Raw genomic sequence first — 16,073 nt, 5'->3', positions numbered from 1 at the left:
CGAACCGGGAGCCGCCATGACCTCCACCTCCGCGGGCGCCGTCGCCCTGCCGCCCACCCGCGTCACCTACCCGGCGGGAGCCGTCGCCTCCGAGGGCACGGTCCTCCGCGCCGACGCCCGCGACGACGGGACCCTCGCGGTCGTCCTCGACGCGACCGCCTGCCACCCGGTCGACGCGGCCTGGCCCGACCAGCCCGCGGACCGCGCCGTCCTCCGGGTGCGGGGAGCCGCCATCGAGGTGCTCGACTGCCTCGTGGGGGCGGCCGGGACGGATCCGGCGGAGGGCGGGGCCGCGCTGCACGTGGGCGCGGACGTGCCCGTCAAGAAGGGCGCCGACGGCTGGTCGTTCGTCGCCGTCCACGTCGTCGCGGGCGACGCCGACGTGCGCGCGGGCGACGCGGCCGAGGTCGCCGTGGATCCCGAGCACCGCCAGGCGCTCTCGGCCGGCCACACGGGCTGCCACCTCGCCTCCCTCGCCCTCGACCGCGCGCTGGCCGCCGCGTGGACCAAGGAGGTCCCGCGGGACGCCCTCGGCGCCCCGGGCTTCGACGCGCTCGCCATCGGGACCTCGCGCATCGGCCCGTGGTCGTCGGTCGACGTCTACCGGCTCGGCAAGTCGCTCCGGAAGAAGGGCTTCGTGCCCGCCGCGCTCCTCGAGAGCCTCGACGAGGTGCGCGCCGAGGTCGACGCCACGCTCGCCGGGTGGGTGGCCTCGGGAGCGGCCGCGCGGATCGAGCGCGAGGGCGACCTGCTCACCTCGCGCCGCTCCTGGGTCTGCGAGCTGCCCGACGGCACGGCGCGGATCCCGTGCGGCGGGACGCACCTCGCCGGCCTCCACGAGCTCGCGTCCGTGACGGTCGACCTGGAGGTCGAGGAGGCCGACGGCGCCGTGGTGGTGCGGATGCGCACCACCTGCGTCCCCGCCTGACGCGCCCGGACCGGGGGAGCCCGGTATCCCCGCACCTCGTGCGTCGGGTACCGTGGTCAGGCGCCGTCCGGCCGACCGGCATCCTCGGTCCGGCGACGGCGCGGCGATGGAAAGTGGTATCGAACGTGGCAGCAACCCCCGCGACGAAGTGCTCGGTCTGCGGCAAGGCGAACCCCGTCGGCATGGCCACGGGCAACATCCTCGACCACGGTCGGAACCACGAGCGCTGCCCGGGCTCCGGGAAGCCGCCGGCCGTGTCGACGAAGCCCGCCTCGGCCGCCGCGAAGTCGGGCACCGCCCCGTCGCGGAAGCCCGCGAGCGAGGCCGCGAAGCGCGAGCCGTCCCGCAAGACGACCCCGGCGAAGGCCGCCGGCCCCACCCGCGGCGTCACCGTCCGCCGGGTCGAGGTCGACACCGAGCGCCTGCGCCTGCGCGAGGAGAAGCTCGAGCGCATCCGCGTGCAGCGCGAGGAGGCGGCCCGCCGCCGCCTCGGCGACTACATCGTGCCGCTCGACGCCGACGGCCAGGAGGCCCCCGAGGCCGACATCACGCTGGAGACGATGGACGACGAGGCCCAGGCCACGGTCGAGCCCGGCGCGTCCACCGAGGCCGACGTCGCACCGGCGTCCGAGGGTGCCGATGCCGGCGCCGAGAGCGGCCGCGCCGACTCCTAGCGCGTAGCGTGGCGCTCATGACAGAGCAGTCCACGGAGCAGCCCACCACCCACCTCGGACGCACGGGCGTGGAGGTCTCGCGCCTCTGCCTCGGCACCATGATGTTCGGCGCATGGGGCGAGACCGACCACGAGAAGTCCATCCGCGTGATCCACCGCGCCATCGACGCCGGGATCACCTTCATCGACACGGCCGACATCTACGCCTACGGCGAGTCGGAGGAGATCGTCGGCAGGGCGATCGCGCAGTCCGGCCGCCGGGACGACATCGTCCTCGCCACCAAGTTCTTCAACGGCATGAAGCCGGAGGCGAACCACCGCGGCGGGTCGCGCCGCTGGATCATGCGGGCCGTCGAGGACTCGCTGCGCCGCCTCGGCACCGACTACATCGACCTGTACCAGATGCACCGGCCGGACGAGCACACCGACATCGAGGAGACCCTCGGCGCCCTCACCGACCTGGTCTCCCAGGGCAAGGTGCGCTACATCGGGTCGTCCACGTTCCAGCCCAGCCAGGTGGCCGAGGCCCAGTGGGCCGCCCGCGAGCGGGGCACGGCGCGCTTCGTCACGGAGCAGCCGCCCTACTCGCTCCTCACGCGCGGAATCGAGGCGGACCTCCTTCCCACCACCCAGCGGCACGGCATGGGCACGCTCGTCTGGAGCCCGCTCGCCGGCGGATGGCTCTCCGGCAAGTACCGCAAGGGCCAGGAGATGCCCAAGACGCACCGCAACGACCGCGACCCGTCCCGCTACGACCCGTCCGACCCGAAGCTCGAGGCCGCCGACCAGCTGGGCGCCCTCGCCGACGAGCTCGGCGTGCCGCTCGTGCACCTGGCGCTGGCGTTCGTGCTGCGCCACCCGGCGGTCACCAGCGCGATCATCGGCCCGCGCACCATGGAGCAGCTCGAGTCCCAGCTCGACGCCGCGTCCCTGGAGCTCGACGCCGCGACTCTCGACCGCATCGACGAGATCGTGCCGCCCGGCCAGAACGTGAACCCGGCCGACACGGGGTTCTCCAACTACTGGCTGGATCCCGCCAAGCGCCGCCGCTGAGCTGCCGCCGGGCTGCCGCCGGGCCGCGGCGGAGCGACGGGAGCCGACGAGCCGGTCCGGCGAGCGTCGGCTCCCGGCGCGCGGCGAGGCAGGGCCCCTAGGGTCGTGGCATGAGCCGCCGCACCCGCGAGCCCGTCTACGGGACCGCCGTGATCCTGGGCCGCGCGCTCTTCGGGTCCCTCCGCCTCCGCCTGGTCGCCGACGGACGGGAGCGGATCCCCGAGACCGGGGGCGCCGTCATCGCGATGACGCACTTCGGGTACCTCGAGTTCGCCCTCGTCGAGTGGGCGACGTGGCTGCACGGCCGCCGCCGCATCCGCTTCATGGCGAAGAAGGGCGCGTTCGACCAGCCCGGCGTCGGCTGGGTCCTGCGCCGCATGCGCCACATCAGCGTCGACATGACGGCGGGTGCCGCGGCCTACGCCGATGCCGTCGCGGCGCTCCGCGCCGGGGAGCTCGTGGGCGTGTTCCCCGAGGCGGGAGTGAGCGCGTCGTTCCGCGTGCGCGAGCTGAAGACGGGGGCGGCCCGGCTGGCCGCCGAGGCCGGCGTCCCCATCGTCCCCGTCGCCGTATGGGGCGGGCACCGGCTGCTGACGAAGAACCGCCGCATCCGCGTGCGCGACCGCATCGGCGTCCCCGTGCACCTCCGCGTGGGCGAGCGGATCCCGGTGGCGCCGGACGCGGATCCGCGCGTCGTCACCGACGTCCTGCGCGGGGAGCTCCAGGGGCTGGTCGACCGCCTGCAGGCCGACTACCCGGTCGACGGGCGCGGCGCGTGGTGGCAGCCGCGCCACCTCGGCGGCACGGCGCCGACGCCCGAGGAGGCCGCGGCCGCGGACGCCGAACGCGACGAGCGCCGCCGTCGACGCGCCGAGGAGCGCTGAGGCCGACCGGTCGCGGAGCGCCGCTCGACGCGGCGGATCCGGACGGACCGACGGAGGAATGAGACCGGCCCGGACCTTCGAGGCCCGGGCCGGACTGCGCACGTGAACGTCTGTTACCCGCAGACGAACCGGCTGGTGCGGTACAGCTCACCCGAAGAGCCGTACCGGATGCCTCCACGGTAGCCCGGCATCCTGGCGTTCCTCCGGCTTACGCGGGAATGTACCCCGTATTGGGGGGATCGGCCTCTGTCCGTCGTTTGGGGGACCCAGTACAGTGCTGGGCCCGGCGGAGGACGCGGCTCAGGCCGGCTCGGAGAGCGGCGAGCGCTCGAGGCCCGGCGCGGGCGGCGCCGTGGGATCGGCGTCCACGCGGGCGATCCGGTTCCGCGCGTCGACGTGCACCACGTGCGGCTCGAGGGCGCGGGCCTCCTCGGTCGTCATCTGCCCGTACGCGATGAGGATCACCACGTCCCCCACACCCACGAGGTGCGCGGCGGCGCCGTTGATCCCGAGCACGCCGCTGCCGCGGTCGCCCGCGATCGTGTAGGTGTCGAGCCGGGCCCCGTTGGTGACGTCGACGATGCTCACGCGCTCGCCCACGAGGATGTCGGCGGCGTCGAGCAGGTCGCGGTCGACCGTCACCGAGCCCACATAGTGCAGGTCGGCGTGCGTCACCGTGGCGCGGTGGATCTTCGCGGTCATCATGGTGCGCAGCATGCGTCCTCCTCTGCCGGGCGGCGTCCGTGCGCGCGTCGGCGGAGCACGGTGATCGCGGGGCGATCACGAGGGCAACGCGCGGCGGCGGGCGGATGTTCCGGCGGGCGCCGGATCCGAGGTCGCGCGTGGCCCCCGGCGAGTGTACGAGACCCGCGCGGGCAGCGCGGACGCGGCCGGGCGCGCTGCAGCCGCCGCGCGGGCACTGTGCGGCCGCCGTCCGGGCTATGCGCGCCGCCCGCCGCGGGCCACGCTGGGGGAGGGGACCCGACCCGCACCGATCACCACGGAGGCACCAGTGGCAGGACGAGACACAGCCGGCACCATCGAGGACCGGCCCGACCAGGACGACGCGCGCAAGCCCGATTCCCCGACGGACATCGAGAAGCCGTCGTGGAAGTACGTCCTCCGCAAGACCATGCGCGAGTTCGGCTCCGACCAGTGCACCGACATCGCCGCGTCGCTGACCTACTACGCGGTCCTGTCGCTGTTCCCGGCGCTCATCGCGATCATCTCGCTGCTCGGCGTGTTCGGACAGGGGCAGAGCACCGTGGACGCGGTGACCGAGGTGGTCCAGCCGATCGCACCCCAGGCGGTGGAGCTCCTCGGCCCCGTCATCGAGGGCTTCGTGGACTCGCCGGCAGCCGGCTTCGCGCTCGTCTCGGGCATCGTGCTGGCCGTCTGGTCGGCGTCCGGCTACGTCGGGGCCTTCAGCCGGGCGATGAACCGGGTCTACGAGATCCCGGAGGGCCGCCCGTTCTGGAAGCTCAAGCCCACGCAGCTCGCCGTCACGGTCATCGGCATCGTGCTCCTGCTCGTCTGCGGGCTCATCATCGCGATCTCCGGTCCCGTCACCGACGCCATCGGGGAGGCGCTCGGGCTCGGGCAGACCGTGCAGGTCGTGTGGTCCATCGCCAAGTGGCCGGTGCTCGCGTTCGCGATCGTCCTGCTGATCGCGATCCTCTACTACGCCACCCCGAACGCGAAGCAGCCGAGGTTCCGCTGGATGAGCATGGGCGCGGCCATCGCGCTCGTCGTGCTGGTCGTGGCCTCCCTCGGCTTCGCGTTCTACGTCACGAACTTCTCCAGCTATGCGAAGAACTACGGCGCGCTCGCCGGCGTCGTGGTCTTCCTGCTCTGGCTCTGGATCGCGAACCTCGCGCTGCTGTTCGGCGCCGAGTTCGACGCGGAGCTCGAGCGGGGCCGTCAGCTGCAGGCCGGCATCGCGGCCGAGGAGACGATCCAGCTGCCGCCGCGCGACACCGCCGTGAGCGACAAGAAGGCCGCCCTGGAGCGCGAGGACGTGAAGCGCGGCCGCGGGATCCGCGAGCGCCACGACCGCGACGAGCGGCTCCGTCGCGAGGACCGGGCGGACGACCGCTCCTGATCCGCCGCCGACGCGTCACGCCGGGGCCGGTGCGCGATCCGCGCGCCGGCCCCTCGCGCGTCAGCGGTCCTTGACCTCGTCGTACGCCGCGAGCGCGCGACGGCGGGACTCCTTGAGGTCGACGATGGGCGACGGATAGGCCGCGAGACCGCCGTCGGCCGTGGAGTCCGCGTCGTCCTCGGCGCTCGCCACCAGGTCGCCCTGGGCCTTCCACGGCTCGTGCACCACGTCCCGGGGCGCGTGCGCGAGCTCCGGCACGTACGAGCGGATGTACTCGCCGGCCGGGTCGAACTTCTGCCCCTGCAGCACCGGGTTGAACACGCGGAAGTACGGCGCCGCGTCGGCTCCGGACCCCGCGACCCACTGCCAGCTGGCGGCGTTGTTGGCGGCGTCCGCGTCGACGAGCGTGTCCCAGAACCACTGCTCCCCGAGGCGCCAGTCGATCAGCAGGTTCTTGATGAGGAACGACGCGACGACCATGCGCACGCGGTTGTGCAGGTGGCCGTCCTTCCAGAGCGCGCGCATGCCGGCGTCCACGAGCGGCACGCCCGTCCGCCCGCGCTGCCAGGCGCCCAGCGTCTCGTCGGTCGGCTCCTCCCACGGGAAGCCGTCGAACCGCGGGCTGAAGTTCCGGGTGGCGAGGTCGGGCTGGTGGTACAGCAGGTGGTAGCTGAACTCCCGCCATCCGAGCTCCGACAGGAACTTCGTGGCGTTGACCTCGTCGCCCCCGACCTTCCTGCCGCGCGTGCGCTGGACCCGGTGCCAGACCTGGAACGGGCTCACCTCGCCCCAGCGCAGGTACGCCGACAGCCGCGAGGTGGTCATCGCCGCGGGCTCGTCGCGCTGGGCGGCGTAGTCCTCGAGCTCGTGGTGCACGAAGTCCTCGAGGCGCTGCAGGCCCGCGGCCTCACCCGGGTCGCAGGACTCGCGGAGCCCGCCCGCCCAGTCCGGCCTCGTCGGCAGCAGACCCCAGTCGTCGAGGTCGTCCGTCCGAGGGCGCTTCCGCGGCGCGTCGAGCCCCGTGGGCGCGGGGAGGGGCTTCCGCGGCTCCTCGCGCTCCTGCGCGGTCTTCCAGAACGGCGAGTACACGCGGAACGGCTCGCCCTGCTTGTTGGTCACGGTCCACGGCTCCACCAGGAGCGACCCCTGGAAGCTGCGGACGTCCAGGCCCTGGTCCCTCAGGTCCTTCTTGATGCCGGTGTCGACCGCGATCTCCGCCCCGCCGTAGCGCCGGTTCCAGAGCACGGCGCCGGCCCCGGTCTCCTCGACGAGCTCGGCGAGCACGCGCGCGGCCGGTCCGCGACGCAGCACGAGCGGCGAGCCGAGGTCCCGGAGCGACTCCCCGAGGCGCGACAGGCTCATGTGCAGCCACCAGCGGGCGGCGCCGCCGAGCGGGCGGATCCCGTCGCTCTCCTCGTCGAGCACGTACAGCACCACGACCGGCTCGCCCCGCTCGACCGCCGCGTGCAGCGCCGGGTTGTCGGCCACGCGCAGGTCGTCGCGCAGCCACACGATGCTCGGCCCGTGCGCCGCCGCGGCGCCCTCCCGGTCCGTCGATCCGTGGTCGGGGGCGTCGTCGTCGCTCATGCGTCGAGCCTAGGACGGTGTCCGTCCGGCGGCGGGTGTGCGGTGCTCGCGCGGACGCAGCCGGGCGGCCCGTAACATCGGTCGTGGCAGTGCGCGTCCGTCCGGGTCCGACCGCCGACCGCACCCGACGTCGAGAGGCCCATGGACCACCCGAGCGCCCCCCTGCCCCCGTCCGCGCACCGCGGAGCGGCCGGCCCCGACGCCGTCGCGGCGGTCGTCGTCGCGCGCGACTCCGGCGCCACCATCGCGCGCACCCTCGCGTCGCTCCTCGCCCAGACCCGACCGCCGGAGCGCGTGGTCGTCGTGGTGGCCGGCAGCCACGACGACGCCTTCGCGGTCGCGCGCACGTTCAACGGCGTGCACGAGCATCCCGCCGACGGCGCGGGCCCCGCGGCGACGACCGTCACCGTGATCGACCGCGGCCCCCGCGAGAGCCCCCTCCGATCGGCCTACGACCTCGCCTTCCGCCTGGTGGGCGACCCGGGGCGCGTGCTGCTCGTGTCGCCGGACGCCGAGCTGGAGCCGCGCGTGCTCGAGCTCCTCGCCGATGCCCTCGACCGCGATCCCGACGCCGTCGGCGTCTCCGCCCGGCTCGACCCCCGCCCGAGCGGATCCCGCGGGCCGCTGGCGGCCGCCCTCCGCCTCCTGCACCGCCACTGGGCGGTGGGCGCGGTGGAGACCGGCATCGACCTCGGCCTCACCGGGCCGGTCCCGCTGGCGCCCGCCACGCTGCTCCGCATCCCCGCACCCGAGCCGGCGTCGCCCTCGGCCGCCGCCCCGTCCGATGCGATCCTCACGGCCCTCCTGTCCGGCGAGGACCGGTCCGCGCTCGTGCCCGGGGCGCGGGCGCGCGTCGACACCGCCGTCCGCTGGGGCGCGATGCGCGAGCGCCGCGACCGGTGGAACCGGCACGTCGGCCGGCTCACGCACGCTGGGTCGCCCGCCGCAGCGGCCGACCGGCGCCGCGCCCGTCTCGCCGCGCTGCGCATCGGCGTCGGGCCCGTCCTCCGCTTCGTGTCCTACGCCCTCATCGCGCTCTACCTCGGCGCCGCCGGCATCCGGGGGGAGCTGCATCCGGCCTGGTGGTGGGCCGTCCCCGTGCTGGTGCGGCTGCCGCTGCAGATCCGCACCCTGCGCCGCATCCGCGAGCGCACGCTCGCCGACGTGCTCTTCGGGGCGACGCACCTGCCCCTGGAGGCGGGCGAGGCCGCCTACGGCGTCTCGCGCATCCGCGACGGCCTGCACCGCGTGGTCCCGCGCGGCCGTCGTGGCCCGGCTGCGGCCGACGCCGTGCCGCCGCTCTCCGCCGTCGACGCCACAGCCGTCGCGGTGCTGGCCGTGGTGGTCACGGGCGTGCTCGCGCTGGCCGCGGTCGGCGGCCCCGCGGCCGCGGGCCTCACGGCCGCCGTCGGCTGGGCGGCGTGCGTGGTCACGGCCGCCGACCTGGTCCTGGCGCTGCTGCGCCTCCTGGTGGCCCGCGGCGGGCCGTTCGCGCGGCCGCCGTCGGCCGACCGGGCGGTCTAGGCCTCGGCGACGCTCCCGCGCAGCTTCTCGGTCAGCTCGCGCAGCGTGTCCAGCTCCTCGGGGGTGAGCGCGCCGCCCACGGTCGAGGCGATGGACTCCATGTGCACGCGGGCGACCTTGCGGAACGCGGCGTCGCCGGCCTCGGTGAGGCGCACGATCGTGGCGCGGCCGTCGCTCTCGTCGCCGCACTTGACGACTAGCCCGCGGGCGACGAGCCGGTCGATGAGGCGGCTGACGCTCGGCTGGGTGAGGAGCACGTGCTGGTTGAGGTCGCGCAGGCGGAGGCGGCCCTCGGGCTGCCGGGAGATGTTGAACAGCACGTCGTACTCGTTGAAGGAGAGCTCCCGGCTGGGGAACTCGGCGGTGAGGCGGCGCATGACGCTGACCTGCGCGCGGAACAGCGACTCCCAGGCCCGCACGGCGTCCGCGGTCTCGCCCACCAGGCCTCCTCGTCCGGTGCGCACCGCGATGGCGATCGGGCGCACGCTCTCGTCCCGAAGTCTAGGGCGGCGTCGCGGGGAGGATCCGGCGCCGAGGGGGCCGGACATGACTGAGGGCCGACCCCAGAGGCATGGGGCCGGCCCTCTCCCTTGCACCAGGAGTGTCCTGCAATCACATTCCGTCTCCACCGCCACAGCAAACGGTGGGGACGAGAAGACTGTATAACGATCCCGTAACGCCCCGCTACCCGCAATCGCCCCGATGTGCTGGGAGTACGCCGACAGCTCCGAATAGACGGGCTGTGCGGACCGCGCGGCTCTAGAAGAGGTCGGGCGACTGGGTGCTGGCGTGGTGCACGGACACGTCCGCATGGCGGTCGAAGCGGTAGCCGGCACCGCGCACGGTGCGCACGATCTCCTCGTAGCGGCCGAGCTTGGAGCGGAGGCGGCGGACGTGGACGTCGATGGTGCGCTCGTTCGGGACGTCGTCCTCGTCCGCGGCGGACCACAGCGATCCGATGAGCTCGGAGCGCTCGATGGTGCGTCCCTCGCGGAGCACCAGGTACTGCAGCAGCTCGAACTCCTTGTACGTGAGCGGGGCCGTCTCGCCGTCGAGCACCACGCGCTTGCGGGACAGGTCGACGGTCACGCCGCCGTCCACGTGGTCCTCGTCCTCGGGCTGCTCGCGGTGCTGGGCGACGGCGGCGGGGTCCTGGAGCGCGAGGCGCACCACGTCGATGTCGCGGCCGCCCGCGCCCTCGGGGGCCAGGGCGACCGCCGCGTGGGTCTCGACGCCGGGCGCGAGCTCGGCCGCGAGGCGCTTCAGCGCGGCGACGACGGTGCCGAGGTCGGTGCCCGCGGCGGCCGCCTTCAGCTCGTCGAGGCCGACGTAGATGGCGAAGCCGCGGGCCTCGGTGCCCTCGGGCACGGCGCGGAGCCGTGCGGGCCGCGCAGGCGCGGTGGCCGGCGTCGGGGCGGCAGCCGGCGTCACGGCCGGCGTCGGGAGCGCCGTGGGGTGGCTCCGGCGGACGGCCGGGGCGAGGGGAGCCGCCGGGCGGAGCACCGGAGCGGCGGGAGCGGATCGGAGGGCGGTGCGGGCGGAGTCGATGGTCGCGAGGGACATGGCGGGAGTCCTTGTGATGATGCGGGTGCGGCGCAGCAGGAGTGCGCGGGACCTCAGGGGAGTGCGAGACGCCTCAGGGGGCGGATGCGCCGGTGACGGCGAGGAGGGTCGGCGACGGATGCGTCGCGGGACCGCTCGGGCGAAGGCAGCGGGTCAGGCCGACATTCGACAGGACATCGCGACACGGCCGGGCATCATCATGCCGGCGACTCCCGAGGCCTCGGAGGAGGTCAGGACGTGCGCGTTCAGAGTCATGGGGAGAGCTTGCACGGATGTGCGCGTCCGTGTCAACAGGGAGCGCGGGAATCGTGCGGGACGCGCAGGATCTGTGCGCCGCCGGACAGCGTGCGCGGAGGCGCGGGCCGGGTCAGTGCGCGGCGGTGCCGTAGAGGCGGTCGCCCGCGTCGCCGAGCCCCGGGATGATGTAGCCGACCTCGTCGAGCCGCTCGTCGAGCGCGCCGAGCACGATCGTGACCTCGCGGCCGGCGGTGGCCTCCTCGACGGCCTTCAGGCCCTCGGGCGCCGCGATGAGGCAGATGCACGTGACGTCGACCGCGCCGCGCTCGAAGAGGTACTCGATGGCGGCGATGAGCGACCCGCCCGTGGCGAGCATCGGGTCGACCACGAAGCACTGGCGGTTCGAGAGGTCGGTCGGGAGGCGCTCGGCGTAGATGTCGGGCTGCAGGGTCTCCTCGTTGCGCACCATGCCGAGGAACCCGACCTCCGCGCTCGGCATGAGGCGCATCAGGCCGTCGAGCATGCCGAGACCGGCGCGGAGGATGGGGACGACGAGCGGCTTCGGGTCGCTCAGCGTGAGGCCCTGCGCGGGCGCCACCGGGGTCTGCACGGTGATGGTCTCCACGCGGACGTCGCGCGTCGCCTCGTAGGCCAGCAGCGTGACGAGCTCGTCGGCGAGGCTGCGGAACACGGGGGAGGGGGTGGTGCGGTCCCGCAGCGCCGTCAGCTTGTGCGTGATGAGCGGGTGGTCGGCTACGTGGACTCGCATAGGCTCCATCTAATCAGCAAGGGGGACGGCGATTGGACCTCCACGTGCCGGGCGACTACGACCGCTGGATGGCCGTGGCGCTCGACGAGGCCCGGGCCTGCGAGGCCACCGGGGACGTGCCCGTCGGGGCCGTCGTCGTCGACGCGTCGGGCGTCGTGATCGGCCGCGGCCGCAACCTCCGGGAGGCCCGCCAGGACCCCACCGCGCACGCCGAGGTCGAGGCGCTGCGGGAGGCCGCGGCGACCACCGGCGACCGGCACCTGGTGGGCACCACCCTCGTGGTCACGCTCGAGCCGTGCGTGATGTGCGCCGGCGCGATCCTCGCGGCGCGCGTTCCCCGCGTCGTCTTCGGCGCCTGGGACGAGAAGGCCGGCGCCGGCGGCTCGCTCTACGACGTGCTGCGCGACCGGCGCCTGCCGCACCGCGCGGAGGTGTTCGCGGGCGTCCGGGCCGAGGAGTGCGCGCAGCTGCTCGACGCGTTCTTCGCCGACCGGCGCGCGGACCCCGGCGCCTGAGGAGGGACCCCGGGACGGCGCCCGGCGTCCCGCCCGCCGGATCAGCTCGTGGCGACCCGCACGTCGGGCTCGAGGTAGATGACGCGTGCGACCGGCACGGCCTCGCGCACCCGGCGCTCGATCGCGTCGATGCCCGCCGCGACGTCGCCGAGCGAGCTCGTGGCCGGCATCGCGATCTTCGCCGCGACCAGGAGCTCGTCCGGGCCGAGGTACAGGGTCTTCATGTGGATGATCGACTCGGCCTCGTGGCCGGCCGTGATGGCGGCGCGGATGGCCGCGAGGTCCGGCTTCGAGGCGCCCTCGCCCACGAGCAGGCTGCTCATCTCCACGCCGAGCACCACCGCGACCGCGACGAGGAGGACGCCGATGAGCAGGGTGCCGATCCCGTCGTAGATGCCGTCGCCCGTGACGATGGAGGCGACGACGCCGAGGAGCGCGAACACCAGCCCGGAGAGCGCCGCGGTGTCCTCCAGCAGCAGCACGGGCAGCTCCGGGCTCTTCGCCCGGCGCACGAACTGCACCCACGTCTGCTTCCCGCGCAGCGGGTTCGATTCCTTGATGGCCGTGCGGAGCGAGAAGGACTCGAGGGCGATGGCGATCAGGAGCACCACGATCGGGAGCCACGGCACGTCGAGCGGCTCGGGGTGCTCGATCTTGTGGATGCCCTCGTAGAGCGAGTACACGCCGCCGACGGAGAACAGGATGATCGACACGATGAACGCGTAGACGTAGCGCACGCGCCCGTAGCCGAAGGGATGCTCCTCGTCGGCGAGCCGCTGGGCGCGCTTCCCGCCGATGAGCAGCAGGATCTGGTTGCCCGAGTCCGCGAGCGAGTGCACGCCCTCCGCGAGCATCGACGAGGAGCCGGAGAAGAACGCGGCGATGAACTTCGTGATCGCGATGCCGACGTTGGCGGCCAGGGCGGCGAAGATGGCCTTGCTGCCGTGCGATTCGCTCAAGGCGGGACCTCCTCGACCGGCGGGGACGGCTCGGGCCGCCCGGGCGCGCATGCCCCGGTCGCCTCAGCCTAGCCACGCGGGCGGCCCGTCCGACGGGTCGGCCCGGGAGGCCCGGTCCCTAGGATCGGGGCATGCCCGCCGACGCCGCCCGCCCCGCCGCCCCCGCCGATCCCGCGAGCACGACGGAGCCCGTCCGGCTCCCGACGCTCGCGATGCTCGGCACCGGATCCATGAACGGCGCCATCCTCGGCGGCCTCCTCTCGCCGCGGGTCCGGGTCGACGGCGACGTGCGAGTGACGACCCGCTCCGCGGCCAGCGCGTCGGCCCTCGCCCGCCGCGACGGGGTCTCCGCCGCGAGCGTCGAGGAGGACCCCGACGCGAACCGCCGCGCGGTCCGCGGGGCCCGCGTCGTCATCGTCGGCGTGAAGCCGCACATGGTCCCGGACCTGCTGCGCGAGATCGCCGACGACCTCGATCCGGGCGCCCTCGTGGTGAGCGTCGCGGCCGGCGTGACCATCGCGACGTTCGAGGCGCTGCTGCCGGCCCACGTCGCGGTGGTGCGGTCGATGCCGAACACTCCGTCGCTCGTGGGCCGCGGCGTCGCCGGGCTCGCGGCGGGCACGCGCTCGACTCCCGAGGACCTGGCGCTCGCGCGCGCGGTGTTCGCGACCGTCGGCGACGTGGTCGAGGTGCCCGAGGAGCGGATCGACGCGCTCAGCACGATCTCGGGATCGGGGCCCGCCTACGTCTTCCTCCTCGTCGAGGAGCTGACGCGCACCGCCGAGGCCAAGGGCTTCAGCCCGGAGGAGGCGCGGGTGCTCGTGCAGGGCACGTTCCGCGGAGCGGTCGAGCTGCTCGCCGCGTCCGACGACGACCCCGCCGAGCTGCGGCGCCGGGTCACGAGCCCGAAGGGCACCACCGAGCGGGCCGTCGAGGTGCTGCAGGCGGCCGACCTGTCGGGGCTCTTCGACCGCGCGACGGACGCCGCCCTCGCCCGGGCGCGGGAGCTCGCGGCGGGCTGACGCGCGCGCGGCACGCATGCGGCGCCGCGCCCTGCACGGGGCGCCCGCCCCGCCCGTGCCTAGGAGAGCGAGGCGAACCGCTCGATGTCGGCCGACGTGCCGGACACGATGATGAGGTCGTGGTTCGAGACGACGGTCTCCGCGGTCGCGTAGGTGAAGGGCTTGCCGGGCGTCTTCACGCCGACCACGGTGATGCGGTAGCGGCGGCGCACGGACGACTCGGCGAGCGCGAGCCCGCGGATCGGCTTCGGCGGGTACATCTTGGCGAGCACGAAGTCGTCGTCGAACTCGATGAAGTCGAGCATCCGCCCCGACACGAGGTGCGCCACCCGCTCGCCCGCCTCCGCCTCCGGGTAGATCACGTGGTTCGCGCCGATGCGCTCGAGGATCTTGCCGTGCGACTGGCTGATGGCCTTGGCCCAGATCTGGGGGATCTTGAGGTCCACCAGGTTCGCGGTGATGAGGACGCTCGCCTCGATGGAGGAGCCGACCGCGACCACCGCGATGGAGAAGTCCTTGGCGCCGAGCTGCTGCAGCGCCTCGATGTTGCGCGCGTCGGCCTGCACCGCGTGGGTGACCCGGTCGGACCACTTCTGCACGAGGCCCTCGCTCGCGTCGATCGCCAGCACCTCGCGGTCGAGCCGGGCCAGCTGGCCGGCGGTCGCGGCGCCGAACCGGCCGAGGCCGATCACGAGCACGGGGGCGTTGTGGGGGATGCGTTCGCCCATGGGGGCCTTCCTGGTGCGGCGGTGCGGTGGGTGGGTCAGGTGCGGGGGACGCGGGTCGTCGGGTCAGCCGACGATCGGGCGCTCCTCGGAGCGCTGGAACAGCTGGCGCCTCGTGCTCGCGGCCAGGGCGGCCGCGAGCGTCACGGTGCCGACGCGTCCCAGGAACATGGTGGCCGCGAGCACGTACTTCGCGGGATCGGTGGCCTCGGCCGTGAAGCCCGTGCTGAGGCCCGAGGTGGCGAAGGCGGAGATCGCGTCGAAGAGCACGTAGTCGAGGCGCTCGCCGGAGATCTGCAGGAGCACGATGCTGCTGAGCGCCACCGTCGTGGCGCCCCACAGCACGATGCTCACCGCGAGGCGGAGGACGTCGCTCGGGATGCGGCGCTCGAAGACCTCCATCGACTCGCTGCCGCGGGCCTCGGCGAACGCGGCGAGGAACAGGATCGCCAGGGTCGTGACCTTGATGCCGCCGGCGGTGGACGCGGATCCGCCGCCGATGAACATGAGCATGTCCGTGACCAGCAGGCTCGCGTTGCCGAACTCGGCCATGTCGAGCGTCGAGAACCCGCCCGAGCGCGTCATGACGGAGAGGAACAGCGCCTGGAACCCGTGCTGCACCGGGTCCATCAGCGCGAAGGTCCGCTTGTTGTCCCACTCGAGGATCACGTAGGCGAGCGTGCCGAGGACGATGAGGATCAGCGACGTCCAGAGCGTCAGCTTCACGTGCACCGAGAACCGACGGGGCTTCCGCCACCCGCGGTAGACGGCGTAGATGACGGGGAAGCCGATGCTGCCGAGGAAGACGCCGACCATGAGGAGGCTGAGGAACCAGTAGTCCTGGTGGTACAGCTCGAACCCGGCCTCGCTGAAGACGAACCCCGTGTTCGTGAACGCCATGAGCGAGTAGTAGAAGGCGTCGAGCGCCGCCTGGCCGACCGGGATGCCCTCCAGCAGGATCCGGGGGAAGAGGAGCGCCGCGATGGACAGCTCGATGACGAGGGCGCTGATCGCGACAGTGAGCAGCAGCGTGCCGATCTCGCCGAGCTTCACGGCCTGGCCCTCCGCGACGGGGCCGTGGTGGATGCGCAGGGGGTTGCTGTCGCTCGCGGCCATGAGCCGGGCCTTGAGGCCGAGGCGGCGGGACACGATGAGCCCCATGATCGACGCCAGCGTGAGCACGCCGATGCCGCCGATCTGTACGCCGAGGGCGATGAACGCGTGGCCGAGCGGGGTCCAGTACGTGGCCATGTCGACCGTCGCGAGGCCCGTGACGCAGATGGCGGAGACGGCCGTGAAGAGGGCGTCGGCGAACGGCGCCGCGTCCCCCGACGTCGTCATGCCCGGGAGCATGAGGATCGTGGTGAGCGTGAGCACCAGCGCGGCGAAGATGAGGATCGCGAAGCGCGCGGGCGTGGAGTGCGCGAAGTAGTCGAGGAAGTCGCGGATGCGTCCCAGCAGGGGTCGCCCGTGATCCGGCCTGACGCGCATGGTCCCCTTGTCCGTTCGACGGCCCTGGGGCCCGGTTCGCCA

The 16,073-nt window shown here is 73.9% G+C and carries 16 protein-coding genes; 8 read left to right on the top strand and 8 right to left on the bottom strand.

What is annotated here, in order from left to right; genetic code table 11:
* Positions 1–16 precede the first annotated feature (16 nt).
* The 4 genes from AC07VC_RS13835 (at position 17) to AC07VC_RS13820 (ending at position 3,538) form a co-directional block, all read left to right on the top strand.
* On the top strand, positions 17–928 hold the full coding sequence (locus tag AC07VC_RS13835) for an alanyl-tRNA editing protein (protein WP_494675044.1): 912 nt from the start codon (positions 17–19) through the stop codon (positions 926–928).
* Positions 929–1,053: 125 nt separating this feature from the next.
* Positions 1,054–1,602: a hydophilic protein gene (locus tag AC07VC_RS13830; RefSeq protein ID WP_494675045.1), complete on the top strand. Its 549-nt coding sequence runs from the start codon at positions 1,054–1,056 to the stop codon at positions 1,600–1,602.
* 17 nt (positions 1,603–1,619) lie between these two features.
* The gene (locus AC07VC_RS13825; protein WP_494675046.1) at positions 1,620–2,654 is read left to right on the top strand and encodes an aldo/keto reductase; all 1,035 of its coding nucleotides are present in this window, start codon (positions 1,620–1,622) and stop codon (positions 2,652–2,654) included.
* A gap of 110 nt (positions 2,655–2,764) precedes the next feature.
* On the top strand, positions 2,765–3,538 hold the full coding sequence (locus AC07VC_RS13820; RefSeq protein WP_494675047.1) for a lysophospholipid acyltransferase family protein: 774 nt from the start codon (positions 2,765–2,767) through the stop codon (positions 3,536–3,538).
* Positions 3,539–3,838: 300 nt separating this feature from the next.
* Here the strand turns inward: AC07VC_RS13820 and panD are convergent, their stop codons facing one another.
* On the bottom strand, positions 3,839–4,255 hold the full coding sequence (gene panD / locus AC07VC_RS13815) for an aspartate 1-decarboxylase (protein WP_494675048.1): 417 nt from the start codon (positions 4,253–4,255) through the stop codon (positions 3,839–3,841).
* A gap of 295 nt (positions 4,256–4,550) precedes the next feature.
* Here panD and AC07VC_RS13810 point away from each other — a divergent pair, with 295 nt between their 5' ends.
* Positions 4,551–5,639, top strand: a complete 1,089-nt coding sequence (locus AC07VC_RS13810; RefSeq protein ID WP_494675049.1) for a YihY/virulence factor BrkB family protein — start codon at positions 4,551–4,553, stop codon at positions 5,637–5,639.
* Between the two features lie 60 nt (positions 5,640–5,699).
* Here the strand turns inward: AC07VC_RS13810 and AC07VC_RS13805 are convergent, their stop codons facing one another.
* On the bottom strand, positions 5,700–7,226 hold the full coding sequence (locus AC07VC_RS13805) for a cryptochrome/photolyase family protein (protein ID WP_494675050.1): 1,527 nt from the start codon (positions 7,224–7,226) through the stop codon (positions 5,700–5,702).
* A gap of 141 nt (positions 7,227–7,367) precedes the next feature.
* Between AC07VC_RS13805 and AC07VC_RS13800 the strand changes: the two genes are divergently transcribed.
* Entirely contained in the window at positions 7,368–8,750 is a 1,383-nt protein-coding gene (locus AC07VC_RS13800) for a glycosyltransferase (protein ID WP_494675051.1), read from the top strand.
* On the opposite strand, the gene AC07VC_RS13795 is transcribed toward AC07VC_RS13800, so the two are convergent.
* The 3 genes from AC07VC_RS13795 to upp form a co-directional block, all read right to left on the bottom strand.
* A complete protein-coding gene (locus tag AC07VC_RS13795) occupies positions 8,747–9,190 on the bottom strand; it encodes a MarR family winged helix-turn-helix transcriptional regulator (protein WP_317231253.1) in 444 nt (147 codons plus the stop codon). The genes AC07VC_RS13800 and AC07VC_RS13795 overlap by 4 nt on opposite strands.
* Positions 9,191–9,509: 319 nt before the next feature.
* Positions 9,510–10,313, bottom strand: coding sequence for a winged helix-turn-helix domain-containing protein (locus AC07VC_RS13790; protein WP_494675052.1), 804 nt, complete (start codon positions 10,311–10,313; stop codon positions 9,510–9,512).
* A 367-nt stretch (positions 10,314–10,680) separates the two neighbouring features.
* On the bottom strand, positions 10,681–11,319 hold the full coding sequence (upp, locus tag AC07VC_RS13785; protein ID WP_317230780.1) for a uracil phosphoribosyltransferase: 639 nt from the start codon (positions 11,317–11,319) through the stop codon (positions 10,681–10,683).
* Between the two features lie 32 nt (positions 11,320–11,351).
* Between upp and tadA the strand changes: the two genes are divergently transcribed.
* Positions 11,352–11,834 (top strand): tRNA adenosine(34) deaminase TadA, encoded by a 483-nt coding sequence (gene tadA / locus AC07VC_RS13780; protein WP_494675053.1) that lies wholly within the window; start codon positions 11,352–11,354, stop codon positions 11,832–11,834.
* Between the two features lie 41 nt (positions 11,835–11,875).
* On the opposite strand, the gene AC07VC_RS13775 is transcribed toward tadA, so the two are convergent.
* Positions 11,876–12,793: a cation diffusion facilitator family transporter gene (locus tag AC07VC_RS13775; RefSeq protein ID WP_317230779.1), complete on the bottom strand. Its 918-nt coding sequence runs from the start codon at positions 12,791–12,793 to the stop codon at positions 11,876–11,878.
* A gap of 212 nt (positions 12,794–13,005) precedes the next feature.
* Between AC07VC_RS13775 and proC the strand changes: the two genes are divergently transcribed.
* Positions 13,006–13,815, top strand: a complete 810-nt coding sequence (gene proC / locus AC07VC_RS13770; protein ID WP_494676545.1) for a pyrroline-5-carboxylate reductase — start codon at positions 13,006–13,008, stop codon at positions 13,813–13,815.
* Positions 13,816–13,874: 59 nt separating this feature from the next.
* Here the strand turns inward: proC and AC07VC_RS13765 are convergent, their stop codons facing one another.
* Positions 13,875–14,543, bottom strand: a complete 669-nt coding sequence (locus tag AC07VC_RS13765) for a potassium channel family protein (RefSeq protein WP_094115009.1) — start codon at positions 14,541–14,543, stop codon at positions 13,875–13,877.
* Positions 14,544–14,606: 63 nt separating this feature from the next.
* Positions 14,607–16,031 carry a TrkH family potassium uptake protein gene (locus AC07VC_RS13760; RefSeq protein ID WP_317230577.1) on the bottom strand — a complete coding sequence of 475 codons (1,425 nt, stop codon included), beginning with the start codon at positions 16,029–16,031 and terminating at the stop codon, positions 14,607–14,609.
* Between the last annotated feature and the right edge of the window lie 42 nt (positions 16,032–16,073).

The sequence above is a fragment of the Clavibacter sp. GW821-FHT01D01 genome (assembly GCF_059422605.1).
Note: the sequence above shows the minus strand (reverse complement) of the source record. Positions and strands in the feature narration are given on the sequence as shown.